We start from the raw sequence: 16,925 nt of genomic DNA, 5'->3' as shown, positions 1-16,925 counted from the left end.
CAAGCCTAATGTACTAAATTTTATCAACATATTCTTAACTCTTGAAATGTTATTTCATTGCATTACAGTGGTTTATAATTTTCCTACAGCTTCAAACTCAACTATTAACTCCTGAAGTATGGTCGAAATATTATTAATTAAACTAATTTTTATCGTCTTCAATATATTCTAAAATATCTGCTGGTTGACAGTCTAATGCTTCACAAATAGCCTCCAAAGTTGAAAACCGAATTGCTTTGGCTTTACCAGATTTCAGAATAGATAGATTAGCTGTGGTTATACCAATAATTTCAGCCAATTCTTTGCTTTTCATTTTCCGCTTGGTAAGCATAACATCAAGATGTACTACTATTGGCATAACTATATGGTTAATTCGTTATCCTCTTCTGCTTGCTTCCCTCGTTTAAAAATTTCAGCAAGAATATAAAACGCCAATCCTGCAGGAATCAAAAATGTGAATTCTGCTTTGAGCTCATTAAAAAAGTTAAATGTAGATTCTTCAATTGCAGCCAAAAGGAATCTTAAAATCAAAACACTAATGGTATATTGAATAAAAATATTTCCAATCTTTTTAAAGTATTTGATGTTATTTTCACTGAAGTAATTTCCGTTTTCAATTTCTTTTAGAATAGATAAGAAATATGAAAATCCATAAATGAGATATCCTCGCCAAAAAAAGAGTCCAGCACTTATAGCATAATAACTCCATTGAATAGCGTTTTTAGATGTAAACCAAGGTTCATTTTTATCTGCTGATATAGCCCAATTTTGAAATTCTTTAAATTGATTAAAATCAAACTCACGCATATCATTTAGTAAAACTGAAATAGCGGAAAGTAAAACAACCCATGTAATTATAGTCAAAATGTTAGTATTGTCTTTCATTTAATTATTGTTTAACGATAACAAATATACAAAAATTATTGAAAAACGATAATTTTATTAATGAAAGAATATTTTTATTGTATAATCAATTACTATAAAATCAATATTTCATTATCTATATTTGTAGTTATGGATGCAACTATTAGATACAGCAGAATAGTCCCTTTTTGGAAAATTACAATTGGTATCGCCTTAATACTAATTGGGATCTACGGGATTCTATTTATTAGCGTTTTAAATGGGTTAATTCTTTTTGTAATGTCATTCTTATTAATAAGAACGGACGGCTCCGAAATTGACTTAGAATCTAAAAAATACAGAAAAACTCATTCTTTTTTAGGACTTAAAATAGGTACATGGAAGCCCTTACCAAATGTTGAATATGTGTCTGTATTTGCAACTACAGAAGATGTTAGTGTAAGAGCATTATCTGCCGAGACAACCAACAGTAGAGATGTGATAATACTGAATGTTTTTTATGATCGAAATAAAAAATTCGCCGTGTACTCTACTACAAATTTAAAAGATGCTTTTGATGTGGCTTCGCACATTGCAGATGCATTATTAATTGATCTTGTAGATGCTACAGAAAAAGGTAATTATAAATGGGTAGATAAAGTAGCTCTTAGAGAAAAGGGTGAGATTGTATACATAGACTAATTGTAATTAATGCTTCCTGAAAAACTCAAAAACAAACTAGAGAAACGACAACAAGAAAATGCCTTCCGTCAATTAGGGAAATCAAACCATCTTATCGATTTTTCTTCTAATGACTATTTGGGGTTCTCAAAGGCTAAAGACATATTTGACAAAGCTTCTAAAGTTTTAGCTGAACAAAATAGCATCCAAAATGGAGCAACAGGTTCTCGTTTACTATCCGGAAATCATAAACTATATCAAATTGTAGAACAGCAAATAAGTGGTTTTCATAATTCTGAAACTGCATTAATTTTCAATTCTGGTTATGATGCCAACTTAGGATTCTTCTCATGTGTTCCACAACGAAACGATGTTGTTTTTTATGACGAATATTGCCATGCCAGCATTCGTGATGGTATTACAATGAGTCTTGCAAAAGCCTTTAAGTTTAAGCATAATGATTTGACTCATTTGGAAGAGATACTGAAACAAGTTCAAAACGAAAATGACATTTACATCGTTACCGAATCTGTATTCTCTATGGATGGCGATTCTCCAGATTTGACAGAATTGTCGCGGATCACTATAAAACATAATGCCAATCTTATTATCGATGAAGCTCATGCTGTTGGTGTCTTTGGAGAAAATGGCAATGGTCTTATAAGTCATCTACAACTCGAAGATTCTGTTTTTGCAAGGATTATTACTTTTGGAAAAGCGTTAGGCGCTCATGGTGCTGCTATTTTATGCAGTAAAGACCTCAAAAATTACCTCATCAATTTTTCAAGACCATTTATTTATACCACTGCACTTCCTCCTCATAGTTTGGCAACAATTAAAACCTCATATGATGAACTTGTCAATCAGAATGATAACATAACAGCTCACATAAAAACACTTCAAAGTAATATTACATTCTTTAATTCAGAAATAGAACGACTCAGACTACAAGAGCTATTTATCGAAAGTCATTCTGCAATACATTGCTCTGTGATTTCAGGAAATGAAAATGTTAAACGTATTGCTCAAGAACTTCAAAATCATGGTTTTGATGTAAAAGCCATCTTATCTCCAACGGTTGCCAAAGGAAAAGAACGGTTGCGTTTGTGTTTACACAGTTATAATTCTTCTGAAGAAATGACAAAAGTCTTAGAGTTACTTGCTACTTTTGTTTAAAATCAATTCATCTTTATGATAGATAATTATACAATTCTTACTACGTTTCCTTATTCGACAGAAGCTCAAATCACAAAATCTAAACTTGAAGACGAAGGGATTTCGGTCATGTTATTGGATGAAAAAACTGTAGATTCTGACCCTTTAATAAGTCAAGCCATTGGAGGAGTGAAACTTTTAGTATTGAATAATGATTTTGAAAATGCATTAAAAATTTTTAATGATATAAGACCATATGAACTAGATGACGACGGAAATGCTATTCATTGTCCATCGTGCAATTCTAATCATACTTTGATAGCACCTTTAGAACGGAAGAATTTGTTTTATATGCTCTTCCCTTTTTTTGAAAAGACAAAACACATTTGTAACGATTGTAAAACCATTTTTTAATGAGCACATATTTCATTACAGGTATAGGAACTGATGTTGGGAAAACTGTGGCTTCTGCTATTGTTACTGAAGCTCTCGAAGCAGATTACTGGAAACCTATTCAAGCAGGTGAATTAGAACATTGCGACACTAAAAAGGTTCAACAACTAATATCAAATAAACTATCAAAATTTCACAAAAACAGTTACACTTTAAAAACTCCCATGAGTCCGCATGCTGCAGCAGATGTGGAAGGTGTTTCTATAGAACTTAAACATATAAAACCACCTAAGACTAAGAACGATTTAGTAATTGAAGGTGCTGGAGGATTATTAGTTCCTATAAATGAAAATAATACAATTTTAGATCTAATCAAACCAAATTATAAGGTTGTTGTGGTTTCAAGACATTATTTAGGAAGTATTAACCATTCACTTTTAACTATAAATTTACTAAAGGACAAAGGGTTTGATGTATCTGTTATTTTCAGTGGTATTGAACATAAAACAACAGAAGATATCATAATAAAAATGACTACTGTAAACGTGATTGGTCGCATTGAAGAAGAACCTTATTTTGACAAAAATGTGGTGAAAGCATACGCAGAAGAATTTAGAGATAATCTATGAGCTTAAAACAAAGAGATAAAAAACACATTTGGCATCCATTAACGCAACACAAATTGCATCCTGAAACAATTGCAATCACTAAAGCGAAAGGATGTATTCTATTTGACGAAGATGGTAATGAATATATTGATGCAATTGCGTCTTGGTATACATGTATGTATGGACATTGTAATCCATATATAACCCAGAAGGTTTCTAGTCAAATGCAAGTTTTAGATCAAGTTGTTTTTAGTGGGTTTACGCATGAGCCAGCCGTTAAGCTTTCAGAAGCTTTAATTGATATACTTCCAGAAAATCAAAACAAACTCTTTTTTAGTGACAATGGCTCTACTTCTGTGGAAATTGGTATTAAGATGGCATTACAATATCATTTCAATCGTGGTGAAAAACGCAAAGTATTAATTGCTTTCGAAGATAGTTTTCATGGTGATACCTTTGGAGCAATGAGTGTTTCAGGATTATCAATTTATAATGGTCCTTTTGAAGATTTCTTTTTGGAGGTTAAACGCATTCCAACACCTAGTGGAGAGAATCATGACATTATTTTAAACCAACTAGAAGAATTAGTCTCTAAACATGAAATTGCAGGTTTTGTATACGAACCCTTAGTGCAAGGAGCTGCTGCTATGAAAATGCATAATGCGGAAGGTTTAAATGAAATATTGAACTTCTGTAAAATACATCAGATCATAACAGTTGCCGATGAAGTAATGACAGGGTTTGGTAAAACCGGAAGATCTTTTGCTTCCGATCATATAGAAAACAAACCAGATATCATCTGTTTAAGTAAAGCCTTAACTGGAGGTTTGTTGCCAATGGCAATTACAAGTTGTTCCCAAAATATCTATGATGCTTTTTATAGTGATGATATGAGTAAAGGATTGTTCCATGGTCATACCTATTCTGCAAATCCATTATCTTGTACTGCTGCTTTAGCCGGAATTGAATTACTGAATTCTGATGACATTCAAGATTGCATAAAACGAATTATTACTTCTCATCAACAGTTTGGTGAACATATTAAAAACCATCCCAAAGTAGCTTCAATTCGTCAAACCGGAATTATTTTCGCTTTAGATTTAAATATCGAAATGGAACGCTATGGCGATTTGCGCGACAAACTCTTTCAGTTCTTTATGAAAAATGGAATATTCTTAAGACCCTTAGGAAACACAATTTATATTCAAGCACCTTATGTTATTTCAGAAGAACAATTACAAAAGGTGTATCAAGTTATTGAAGATGCTTTAGAAATAGTTTAGCTTTGCAATTATAAAACTAGACACTTGCAAAAACCCATTTCAATAACATCTATTTCTTCTATTTCTCCTTTAGGTAAAACTCCTGAAGACATATGGAATAACTATAAAAATGATCAACACTTTTTCACAAATAAAGATGGAAATTGGGTTGCAAAAATGTCTTCCGAATTAAAAAACGAAATTGATCATTTAAGACAATCTAATACAAAATATAAAAGACTCGACGAATCTGTTCTTTATGCAATTTACAGCTCTAGACAAGCCGTTAAAAACGCAAATTGGGATACTTCGGACAACTTCGGAATAAATATTGGATCTTCAAGAGGAGCAACAGCACTTTTTGAACAATACCACAAAAAATTTCTTGAAAACAATAAAGCAGAAACCTTAACCTCTCCTACAACCACTTTAGGAAACATCTCTTCTTGGGTCGCTCATGATTTACAAACTAAAGGACCAGAAATATCTCATTCTATAACCTGTTCTTCTGCCTTGCATGCTATGCTTAATGGTATTGCTTGGATTAACTCTGGAATGTGTGATAAATTTCTAGTTGGAGGAAGTGAAGCGCCTCTTACTACATTTACTATTGCACAAATGCAAGCCTTAAAAATTTATGCTCAAGCAACAAAAACCAAATATCCAAATCAGTCACTAAACCTCAACAAAACTGAAAACTCCATGATTCTAGGTGAAGGAGCAGCAATGGCGTGTTTAGAATCTGGAGAACAACCAAATGCGTTAGCGAAAATAATTGGTATCGGTTATGCTACTGAAATTTTAGAACATAATGCTTCTCTATCTACAAATGCTATTTGTTTTCAGCGTTCTATGACTATGGCTTTAGGAAAATTAAAACCAAAAGACATCGATATTATAGTCACACATACTCCTGGAACGATAAAAGGAGATCAAGCTGAAATAAATGCGGTTAAATCCGTTTTTAAGACTAATATGCCTGCGCTTACAAATAACAAATGGAAAATTGGTCATAGTCTAGGAGCTTCTGGTATGTCAAATATTGAAATGGCTATACTAATGATACAACATCAAGAATTTATTGCAATTCCGTATTTAGAAGCAAAAGTTCCTAAACAAATAAACAAAGTCATGGTAAATGCAGTTGGATTTGGAGGAAATGCTGTGAGCATAATTCTATCTAAGTAAAAATTGTTAAAAAACAATTCATATTTAAAACCTAGTTTATATAATATCTTTATTTAATATTTTATTTTTGACCTATGAGCGAAACACGACACAATTGGACTAAAGAAGAAATTCTAGAGATATACAATACCCCTTTAATGGAACTATTATATGATGCTGCAACCTTACATCGTAAGCATCATGATCCCAATACAGTTCAGGTATCAACATTATTGTCAATTAAAACTGGTGGTTGTCCTGAAGACTGTGGTTATTGCCCGCAAGCTGCAAGGTATCACACAGATATTGAAGGTAATGATCTTATGACAGTTCAACATGTGAAAGCTCAAGCCTTAAGAGCAAAATCTTCAGGAAGTTCTCGAGTTTGTATGGGAGCCGCATGGAGAAATGTAAAAGATGGTGAAGAATTTGATCAAGTTTTAGAAATGGTAAGAACCATCAATAAACTAGACATGGAAGTATGCTGTACTTTAGGCATGATTACCGAAAACCAGGCACAGCGTCTTGCCGAAGCTGGTTTATATGCTTATAATCACAACTTAGATTCTTCCGAAGAATATTATAAAGAAGTTATTTCCACACGTGGTTATGAAGACCGTTTAGAGACTATTGATAATGTTCGTAAAACCAACGTAACGGTTTGCTCTGGTGGTATTATTGGCATGGGAGAAAAAATTGAAGATAGAGCTGGAATGTTAGTAGCTCTTTCAACTTTAAACCCACAACCAGAGTCAGTTCCAATCAATGCTTTAGTGGCAGTTGAAGGCACACCTTTAGAAGAAGAAAAACCAGTTTCTATTTGGGATATGGTAAGAATGGTTGCCACAACAAGAATAGTGATGCCAGAAACTCAAGTACGACTTAGTGCTGGAAGAACTGAAATGACTAGAGAAGGTCAAGCTATGTGTTTCTTTGCTGGAGCAAATTCTATTTTTGCTGGTGACAAACTACTAACAACACCAAATCCTGATGTAAATGAAGACATGGAAATGTTTAAACTTCTAGGTTTAAATCCACAAAAACCATTCATTAAAAAAATGCAACCAGAAACAGTAGAAGCTAAAGATTCTCAATATGAACCATTAGGTGAAAAACCAAAATGGTCGAGACCAGAGCATACTATTGAACGTAATTTAGATGCAAAGCAAAAAGCGAAAGCTCTTAAGTAATTATGATAATTGTTGTCTCCATTATCCTTATCATACTAGGTATAGCAATAAAATATGGTAAGATGTATTTTTTGATAGCAGGTTATAATACTATGTCAGAAAAAGAACAGAAGCAATATGACATTGACGGAATAGCTAGCGTCTTTAGAAATACAATGTTTGGAATGTCTTTTATTATGATTTTAGGTTATCTCATTTCCAAATGGACTGAATACCCTGAAATTGAAACTTATGTGCTTTTCGGAGCACTTATAATTGGTTTACCTTACCTATTGATTGTTTCAAATTCGCGCAAATACAAAATTAAAAAAGACAATTAACCAATTTAAAACTAATCAATTTCATTATTGGAAAACTAAACTTTAACAAACAATTTATTTCGTTTCGTAACGTTTTCTTAACTTTGAACATTATCATTTTCTGATGTCAACACTGAATCTTCAAGACATTCCTCGTGTGAAAAACATCTCCAAAGAGGAATTTATAACAAACTATCTTAAACCACAAAAACCTGTGGTAATCGAACGTTATATTGAAGATTGGCCCGCTTACAATAAATGGAGTCTTGACTATATAAAAGAAATTGCTGGTGACAAAACTGTGCCTTTATATGATGACAGACATGTTGATTATAAGGACGGTTTTAACGATCCACATGCTCAAATGAAAATGAGTGAATACGTTGATCTTCTCAAAAATGAACCGACAAAGTATCGTATATTTCTTTGGAATATCTTAAAGGAAATTCCTCAATTACAACATGATTTTAAATATCCGGATTTTGGTTTAAAACTAATGAAGAGCCTGCCAATGCTGTTTTTTGGTGGTCAAAATTCACACACGTTTATGCATTATGACATAGATTTTGCTAACATCTTTCATTTTCATTTTGAGGGAGAAAAATTGTGTGTTTTGTTTGATCAAAAGCAAAATGACTATTTATATAAAATTCCACACTCCTTAATCACAAGAGAAGATATCGATTTTTTAAATCCAGATTTCACGAAGTGGCCAGCACTAAAACATGCTAAAGGATGGCAGTGTAAATTAAATCATGGCGAAGTATTATATATGCCTGAAGGTTATTGGCATTATATGAAATACTTAACTCCAGGTTTTTCAATGAGTTTACGTGCTATTGCAAGGCGTCCAAAAAATTTAGGAAAGGCAGTTTACAATGTTCTATTCATGCGTCATTTTGATAATCTAATGAGAAAAATCAAAGGCCAAAAATGGATAGACTGGAAAAACGAACAAGCTATTTCTAGAACAAATAAGAGTTTTTAGTAGAAACACTTCAGTATTAAAAACTTGTATATATTTGCAAACTCAATTTTTAGACAAAAACTATGAAAAAATTATTTTTTATTATCGCATTAGTATCGATCTCTTTAGTAAATGCACAAGCATTTAAAGGAAAAGGAGATCAAAAATTTCAAATTGGTGCAAACTTTCAAGATGAAGCTACGGGTATTAATGTAAGCTACGATTATGGTTTAGGAGAAAACATTTCTGTAGGAGTGTCTTCAACCTATGCCTTAGGTGTTGACAGTCGATTAGATGCTGATTTTGGTGACCGTTTTGATTTAAAAGCGAGATTTAATGCTAATTTAGGTAACGTGATTAATGTTGATGAAAATTTTGACGTTTATCCTGGACTAAGTCTTAGTTTAAAAAACTTTGGTGGTCATATAGGAGCACGTTATTTCTTTTCTGATGGTTTTGGAGTCTTTACTGAAGCGAATTTCCCTTTAGCAAAGTATAGTAATGACAAATCAGAAGTTAGTTATTACATTCATAACCAATTCACAGTCAATATTGGAGCTACTTTCAGCTTGTAAGAAGAAAACTCAAAATGCAAAAAGCACCTTTTAATAATAGGTGCTTTTTTTATGGAATTAATTCACGAATCTTATCGTAAACCAAATGACTTTCCCAGCCTCTGTAAAACAAGTAATCTGCTAATTTTTTTCGCTTTTTTTGAGAATTAGTTTCTTTTATCATTCCCAACCTTTTTTCAGCTAGTTCATTAAATGTATTGAAATATTCGTCAGTATCAATTTCTTTTAGAGCTATTGTAATAATTGTTTTGTTAATATCTTTTCGTTTCAATTCTAACTGTAATCTTTGTTTTCCCCATTTTTTTATTCTGAATTTTCCACGAACAAAAGCTTTGGCGTAACGTTCTTCATTTAAAAAATTATGTTGAAGTAAATGAACGATAATTCGATCTCTTGCCTCAGGAATTATCTTCATCTCGTACAATTTTTGATTAACCTCTTTATGGCAACGTTCTTGGTATGCACAATAATGCTCCAATCGTTTTTTTGCTTCATCTACTGTATATGTTTTTTTGAGAATCATATCACAAAAATATAACATTTTGTTAATAAATATCTTGACTTAAACCGCTCATTTTTAACTATTTTTGCTTAAATTTGCTAGCTTGCCTTTATGGTAATTAATTGATTATCCCTATGAAAATAAATTACGCCCTTATCGTAATTACATTCTTATGTGCGATTTTGTCTTCTCATGGACAAACAAAAATTGATGAACTTACATTTGAAACTGCAGGTGGATACACAACTAGCGTTTCTGAATTCACTGATGGATTTGAGGATTACTTTGTTAGAACAGATGGAACTACAAACATTGATGGATCTCAAATGGTTTTTATTAACCAGCAAGGCACCTATTTTTTTGCTGTTCATGATACGAATGGAGATGGAGGCCCAAGTAATCTAACTCTAAATTTTAATAACATTGACATCACTAATTATAGTAGTTTACAGTTACGAATTCATATTGCTGAAGATGATGAAGGTGGTAACCAAGATTGGGATGGGAATTCTTATATGCACATAACAGGTTCAGTTGATTCTGCTGCCTCTCAAAATATTTTATGGATAGAAGCTACTGGTGGTGGAACAAATACAGAACCTCGATTAGATACAAATTTCAATGGAAGTGGTAATAGTACCGTTTTAACGGATACTTTTACTCAGTTTACTGCAAATATTTCTGGCACTGGTGCAGACCTAGATTTACAAATAGAATTTAACGGCTTAAATGATGGTGATGAAGATATTGCCATTGACAACATTGAAATTTGGGGTGTTTTTATTACTCCAACTCCAACAATTACAGCATCTACTACAAACGTAACAAATTTAGATTATGCTTTAGGAGCTGGACCAGCTGTCGATAATTTTGATATTACTGGTGACTTATTAGATGTAGCAAGTACCACAACTATTACTTCTAATTCTACAAATTTTGAAGTATCATTAACTGCAGTTGGTGGTTATGGTAGCGCTGTAAATGTACCAGCTGGAACTTTAAACGGCACTACAACAATTTTCACACGGTTAATATCTGGTTTATTGGTCAATCCCTATAGTACAACTTTAAATATCACTAATGGTACTACTGGGCTTAGTAGTACTCCAACTATTAATGTTAGTGGTGAAGTTACTGCCCCAGTTGCTGATGTGGTAATTACTGAAATCATGTATAACACTCCAGGTAGTGATGATTATGAATGGATAGAAATATGTAACCTCAATGGTACAGCTCAAGATGTTAGTAATTATGTAATAGATGTCAATGGGACACCTCGTTTTACATTTCCTTCAAGTACTTCCATTCTTGCAAATAGTTGTATTACAATTATTTTAGGTCATTTAGTCACATCTCCTGCTCCTGAATGTATTTTCCCTCCAGATTATTCAAATCCAATTGGCAATACAAACGTCTTACCAAATACTCAAGCCACTATTACTTTAGAATCTCCAACGAGCATTCCCATAGACTCAGTTTTTTATGATGATTTTGATAATGCTGATACTGATGGTTTGGGAAGTTCATTTCATGTTGTTGATGCTACACTTGACAATTCAGACACGGTTGCTAACTGGCAAGGTGTTATTAATGGTGGTTCTCCAAGAATTAACACATTGACACCTTCATGCTTATTTCCAGATATTAATGTAGAAGGTAATGTTGGGACATTTCCAGATATCGCTGGTAATGGGTCTAATATTCCTGTTGGATTTAATAATACCCTTTTTATTGCAACAGCAATTGGCAGTGTTACTCCTCAAACAAAATCCTATAGAATTCAAAATACTGGAGCTGAGGTATTGAACATTAATTCTATTACACTTTCAGGAGCAAATCTAGGTGATTTTACAGTGTCTAATATTCCAGCTACAGTTGCAGTTAGTTCATTTGAAACGTTTGATGTCACTTTTAATCCTTCAGGAACAGGTGACCGAACGGCTGTTGTCTCAATTGATTCTGATGACCCCGACTCTTATGAAGATCCTTATGAGTTCAATATAAAAGGCACAGGTGTGTGTTCATCCCTTACAATTAGCGTCTCAAGTTTTGCGCCTTTAGATGGACCTGTTGGAACAGAAGTTACTATTACTGGGAATGGTTTTTCAGCAGCTTCAATAGTAAGTATTGGAGGTTTACCAGCTACGGTTATTTCAGCAACTGCAACAGAACTTGTAGTTAAAATACCAAATATCACGAATTCAGGACCTTTTACTATTACTGAAGGATCTTGTTTTACAATCTCCTTAGATTTTATTTTAACTTCTAATAATTCAAATTGTGGTCTTACAGAATTGATTATGTCTGAAGTTTATGATCAAGATGGATTTAGTTTAGGATATATTGAAGTATATAATGGTACTGGTAACACTATTGATTTATCGAGTTATTACATCAGACGTTATGGTAACGCTCAAGATCTTGCAGATGATTTTTATACAGATTATTATTTTCCAACTTCACAAGCTTCTATAGATGATGGCGAGGTTATATTTGGTAGAATCAGTACTGATGCAAATATAGTTACCCCAGATTTTGACTTCACAACTGTTATTGGTTTTGCTGGCATTAATGGAGATGATATATTACATCTATATAATGCAACGACCTTGATCGATGTCTACATCGTTCCAAATAACATTGTTGGTTATACAGCAACAAGAAGTGTTACTACATCTGGTCCAAGCACAACACCTACAGATTGGACGCATACTAATTCAGAAACTACAGGTAATTTAGGGGATTTTAACTATGTTCAAGTTATAGATAGACCAACCATTGTAGGCCCAGTTGATTTTACAGAATGTGGTGATTCTGCCGAATTTGAAGTCCAAGCATCTCCAAATGATGGTAGTAACGCATTAACATACCAATGGTATTACAATGAAGGTAATGATACTGATTTAGATTGGGAAGTTGTTACTGGAGCTGCATTTCCTTTACTTAGTCTTATATCTGGTATCAATACAGACACTTTAACTTTAACTGGTCCATTTGAGTCATATGATGGTTATCAATTTTATTGTTTAGTCACAGAAGATGGTGCCTGTGGTATTGCCTCTAGTGCAGCAAAGCTAAATATTCCAACAACAACTTGGACAGTATCTAACACATGGGACAATGGTACACCTGATATTTATACAATTGCAATCCTAAACAATAGTTATGACACAGTAACCTATGGTAGTTTTAGCGCATGTAGGCTTACTATAGCTTCTGGCACTTTAAATATTAGAAATAACAACTATGTAGAAGTAAATTATGATCTCATCGTAAATGGAATATTAGACATTGAAACTGAAGGTTCTTTAGTAATGGTTGATGATGCTGGGACTGTCACTAATAATGGTACTACAAACGTTCACAAAACCACTACAGAAATGGAAACTTACGATTATACGTATTGGTCTTCTCCTGTAGATTATTCTGTTTCTGCCACTGCTGCCCAAACAGTCCTAACTGGATTCCATACAAATAGAATATATAGCTTTGACACGTCTCAATTCTCGGATTTAAATGCAGATAGCTTTGATGACGATCAAAATTCTTGGACTCAGCATTATTCATCTATGTCAAGTGGTATTGGATATGCAGCAATGAGTGATGGTTCAGGTTCACATTTTCGTAGCATCACATTTAATGGAAGGTTAAATACAGGTATTATTCCTGTTACTGTCGCATTAAGTCAAAATGCTGCCGATACAACTGATGACTGGAATCTTTTAGGTAATCCATATCCTTCTGCAATTTATGCTGATGAATTTATTGTTCATAATATCAATTTAAGTGGCACAGTATATCTATGGACGCATGAAGATGATATTTCAATTTCTAATCCTGGCCCTGACGCTTACAATTTTAATTCTAATGATTATGCCATGTATAATCTTGTTGGTGGTGTTGGTACAGGTGTTGGATCAGCTTCAACTGGAACTATAGTTAGTAGTATCCCAACCGGTTATATCGCTTCCGGACAAGGCTTTTTTATTGATGCTATAACTGCCGGTACAGTGGAATTTACGAATGCTATGCGTAACAGAAATCACATCAATTCTGACTTCTTTAGAAATTCGGAATCCAATTCATCTACTCAATCTACCTCTTCTACTGATACCGAAAAAGATAGAATGTGGATCAATATGACTAATTCCGATGGTGCATTCAGCCAAATATTAATTGGATATATGGAAGATGGAACATTAGGAAAAGATAGGCTTTATGATGGTATTCGCTTAGAAGGCTCTAATTATATTGACTTTTATTCAAAAGATGCAACAAACTTATATAAATATGGTATTCAAGGAAGACCACCATTTACTATAGAGGATGTTATTCCATTAGGTTATGACTCTGGAATTTTAGGAGGTTTAACTATTTCTCTATATGAAACCGAAGGCATCCTAAACGATGTTACTGTATATTTAAGGGATAATCTTCTAAATACAGTACATAGTTTAACTAATTCTGATTATACATTTACAACGGAAGATGGGAATTTCTCAGATCGATTTGAAATTATTTTCCAAACGGAAGATGCTTTATCAATTGGAGAAAATGAAATTAGTCCAAACGAGCTATCTATTATTGAATTACAAAGCGGTAGTGTGAAATTTTCAGTTGGTAACAATTTGACAATTAACACTATTGAGATTATTGATCTTTTAGGAAGAACACTTTATAGCCTTCAAGGTAATAATTCAACTGAAACATTTGAGTTAAATAATTTAAGTCAGACAGCATATATAGCTAAAGTAACCTTATCTAATGGTCAAACGATAACTAAACGCGCTATTAAACGTAACTGATTTTTATAAAAAACACTTGTAAAGGCTTCCACTCTGTTTGAGGTCTTTTTTGTATCACAAACTGTACTTTAAAGACACGATTAGGTTTCTTCCTGGAGCAGTAATACCAGAAGAATATGTTAGGTATCGTTGGTCAGTTATATTTTCTAAAGCAGCTGTAATAGTAGTCGATTTAGATATTTGATATTGCGTTCTTAAATTTAGAGTATACCATGAAGGCGAATATGGATTTCCATTACTGTCTAAAGCATAAATAAATTCTTTAGACTGCTCTGATGGTGCTAATTGATCAAATGATAATTCGTCATTATATTCTAAAAACGCATCAATCTGAAGTTTATTTTTCTGCCAAACAACATGTGTGTTACCAAAGTTTGGCGCAACATGTCTTACCGGAAGCTCTAATCCATTATTTTCTTGAACACCTCCAATTACATTGTATTGAGATACAAGTTTCAAGTTGTTAGAAAATTTAAATTGAATTCCGGCTTCAAAACCATAGATTCGCTCTTTGGATGCATTCTGTATAGCTTGAACGTCACTTAACTCGCCATCATATATTATTTGAGAATCACCATTTAATGTAAAGTCACTTCGTACTAATGCATTATCTAAAAACGTATAATAAGTGGCCATATCAACAATACACACATTATCAAAATTAAGTTTTAGACCAAGTTCTGCTCCATACGCATATTCCGCTTTTAAGTTTTGATTAGGCACAACAACAGAGCCTGGTTCAGAATCAAAAACTTTACCAATGTCGTCAATATTGGGCGCTCTAAATGCTGTTGAAGCATTAAATTTCCATTGTATCATTTCATTTGGAATCCAACTTATTCCGGCAGTACCAGTTAAGGCTCCAGTATCAATTTTTGAACTATCAAAAGGGAGATTTAAAAACACATTGTTTTCAGTAAAATCAGCATTAGCTAGAACATAATTATATCTCAAGCCTGATTGAAATACAAACTTAGGATTAGGCTTGTATTTAAAGCTTGCATAAGCAGCAATAGATTGCCAGTCAGAGCCATTTGGATATCTTGAGACTGTTGAAGCACTTTCATTTGTAGTAATGTTTTCTGTAAACCCAACTGACTTCACTTTATTATAAACATATTCCAAACCATAAAAAACAGTGCTTTTATCACTTATGTCTTTTTCTAAATCAAGGTTAAAAGAATATGAATCTACAGCCTCTTCCCGAATGCTTCTTAAACTAGATTGAAAATCACGATCAAATCTACTCTCCTGAAAGTTTTGGTATGCAACTGTGGCCTGAATTTTATCATACAGATTAGAACTACTACTTAGCTTTGTCACTTGAAAATTACCCATAAACCAACGTTGTGGTCCATAATTCCATTCAGCAGAACGTAATTCATCATCTCTGTATCTAAGTAATCTATCATATCTTGAATACGATGATGTTGTTGTATAGTACAATCCTAAATCAAAACTTATATTTTCTTTAGGTTCATATCGTACTTTTTGAAGGAAATTAATTTGATCATAACCGGTTGGCACTTGAATTCTAGGGTTATCATTTTGAACAATAACATCTTCACCATTTACCGTTTCTACATATTCTGGTCTTAAATACTCGTCAGGACCATGTTTACCCATTCTCAAATCATCAAAATCGGTATAACTTATACTACTTAAAAAGGCCCATTTTTTTAATCCGAAGTTAAAGTCTAAATGACCTGTTTTTTCTTTATTAGCTGTAGCATATCTTGCAACAGCATTCGCATTAAAGTACAAGGAGTCTTTATAAGACAATTGCGGTTTTTGAGTATAAAAACTCATAACACCTCCTATTGCATCACTTCCATAAACAACAGAACCTGCACCTAAGGTAATTTCTGTATTTTGAATAGTAAAAGGATCAATAGATATAACGCTCTGTGAATTTCCACTTCTAAATATGGCATTATTCATTCTAACACCATCAACAGTTATTAATAGTCGATTGGTAGAAAAACCTCTAATAATTGGACTACCTCCTCCTAATTGACTTTTTTGAATATATACGTTCCCAGTACCTTCAAGTAAATCCGCACTGGTTTGTGGATTTGCAAACTGAATGTCTGCAGAATTAATATTAACTATAGTTTGAGGAATATCGCGCTTGCTTTGTTCGAACTTTGATGCAGAAATCACCACTTGATCTAAACCTTCTATTTTTGGCACTAAAAAAACAACGTTATTGTTTTTTATTATTGCCGACTTTTTAGCCCCATATTTTACATAAAGTATATTTTGAAAATAAACCGTTTCATTCGTGTCAAATTGATCTAAATTAGCTTTACCATCAATATCGGTAATAGCTGATTTATCCTTTTTAGAATTATAGATAGTAACTCCAACTACTGGTATTTGTGTCTCTTGATCAAGCACTTTAATGTCCTGAGCATGAGCGCTAATAACAGCGCATAAACAAATAACTAGTGCATTAATTAACTTCATAAAAAGCAA

15 protein-coding genes are annotated in these 16,925 nt (G+C 33.0%); 11 read left to right on the top strand and 4 right to left on the bottom strand.

The window, feature by feature from the left end:
* Positions 1–142: 142 nt before the first annotated feature.
* Complete coding sequence (locus tag RH81_RS08875) at positions 143–358, bottom strand: helix-turn-helix domain-containing protein (protein ID WP_033959797.1); 216 nt, start codon at positions 356–358, stop codon at positions 143–145.
* A 2-nt stretch (positions 359–360) separates the two neighbouring features.
* Entirely contained in the window at positions 361–885 is a 525-nt protein-coding gene (locus tag RH81_RS08870) for a DUF2975 domain-containing protein (protein ID WP_033959796.1), read from the bottom strand.
* A gap of 60 nt (positions 886–945) precedes the next feature.
* On the opposite strand from RH81_RS08870, the gene RH81_RS08865 reads away from it, so the two are divergent.
* From RH81_RS08865 to RH81_RS08820, 10 genes are all read left to right on the top strand, one after another.
* Positions 946–1,545, top strand: coding sequence for a hypothetical protein (locus RH81_RS08865; RefSeq protein WP_152604811.1), 600 nt, complete (start codon positions 946–948; stop codon positions 1,543–1,545).
* Positions 1,546–1,554: 9 nt separating this feature from the next.
* Entirely contained in the window at positions 1,555–2,700 is a 1,146-nt protein-coding gene (locus RH81_RS08860; protein WP_033959789.1) for an aminotransferase class I/II-fold pyridoxal phosphate-dependent enzyme, read from the top strand.
* A 15-nt stretch (positions 2,701–2,715) separates the two neighbouring features.
* Positions 2,716–3,093, top strand: coding sequence for a putative signal transducing protein (locus RH81_RS08855; RefSeq protein ID WP_033959788.1), 378 nt, complete (start codon positions 2,716–2,718; stop codon positions 3,091–3,093).
* Positions 3,093–3,701, top strand: coding sequence for a dethiobiotin synthase (gene bioD, locus RH81_RS08850; protein WP_033959787.1), 609 nt, complete (start codon positions 3,093–3,095; stop codon positions 3,699–3,701). The genes RH81_RS08855 and bioD overlap by 1 nt, the downstream gene beginning before the upstream one ends.
* Positions 3,698–4,963: an adenosylmethionine--8-amino-7-oxononanoate transaminase gene (bioA, locus tag RH81_RS08845; RefSeq protein WP_033959786.1), complete on the top strand. Its 1,266-nt coding sequence runs from the start codon at positions 3,698–3,700 to the stop codon at positions 4,961–4,963. Before bioD ends, bioA begins: the two co-directional genes overlap by 4 nt.
* A 24-nt stretch (positions 4,964–4,987) precedes the next feature.
* On the top strand, positions 4,988–6,130 hold the full coding sequence (locus tag RH81_RS08840; RefSeq protein ID WP_033959785.1) for a beta-ketoacyl synthase N-terminal-like domain-containing protein: 1,143 nt from the start codon (positions 4,988–4,990) through the stop codon (positions 6,128–6,130).
* A gap of 74 nt (positions 6,131–6,204) precedes the next feature.
* Positions 6,205–7,299: a biotin synthase BioB gene (gene bioB, locus RH81_RS08835; protein ID WP_033959783.1), complete on the top strand. Its 1,095-nt coding sequence runs from the start codon at positions 6,205–6,207 to the stop codon at positions 7,297–7,299.
* Positions 7,300–7,301: 2 nt separating this feature from the next.
* A complete protein-coding gene (locus tag RH81_RS08830; RefSeq protein ID WP_277619913.1) occupies positions 7,302–7,619 on the top strand; it encodes a DUF3784 domain-containing protein in 318 nt (105 codons plus the stop codon).
* Positions 7,620–7,722: 103 nt separating this feature from the next.
* The gene (locus RH81_RS08825) at positions 7,723–8,586 is read left to right on the top strand and encodes a cupin-like domain-containing protein (RefSeq protein WP_033959782.1); all 864 of its coding nucleotides are present in this window, start codon (positions 7,723–7,725) and stop codon (positions 8,584–8,586) included.
* Positions 8,587–8,648: 62 nt separating this feature from the next.
* On the top strand, positions 8,649–9,140 hold the full coding sequence (locus tag RH81_RS08820; protein WP_033959781.1) for a DUF6646 family protein: 492 nt from the start codon (positions 8,649–8,651) through the stop codon (positions 9,138–9,140).
* 49 nt (positions 9,141–9,189) lie between these two features.
* On the opposite strand, the gene RH81_RS08815 is transcribed toward RH81_RS08820, so the two are convergent.
* Positions 9,190–9,663, bottom strand: a complete 474-nt coding sequence (locus tag RH81_RS08815; RefSeq protein ID WP_033959780.1) for a regulatory protein RecX — start codon at positions 9,661–9,663, stop codon at positions 9,190–9,192.
* A gap of 113 nt (positions 9,664–9,776) precedes the next feature.
* Here RH81_RS08815 and RH81_RS08810 point away from each other — a divergent pair, with 113 nt between their 5' ends.
* Positions 9,777–14,447 carry a lamin tail domain-containing protein gene (locus tag RH81_RS08810; protein ID WP_033959779.1) on the top strand — a complete coding sequence of 1,557 codons (4,671 nt, stop codon included), beginning with the start codon at positions 9,777–9,779 and terminating at the stop codon, positions 14,445–14,447.
* A 54-nt stretch (positions 14,448–14,501) separates the two neighbouring features.
* Here RH81_RS08810 and RH81_RS08805 read toward each other — a convergent pair whose 3' ends face one another.
* Complete coding sequence (locus tag RH81_RS08805; RefSeq protein WP_033959778.1) at positions 14,502–16,916, bottom strand: TonB-dependent receptor plug domain-containing protein; 2,415 nt, start codon at positions 16,914–16,916, stop codon at positions 14,502–14,504.
* Between the last annotated feature and the right edge of the window lie 9 nt (positions 16,917–16,925).

The organism is Psychroserpens jangbogonensis, from assembly GCF_000797465.1.
Taxonomy (GTDB): Bacteria; Bacteroidota; Bacteroidia; order Flavobacteriales; family Flavobacteriaceae; genus Psychroserpens; species Psychroserpens jangbogonensis.
The sequence above is the reverse complement of the archived record's forward strand: the minus strand, read 5'-3'. Positions and strand labels throughout refer to the sequence as shown.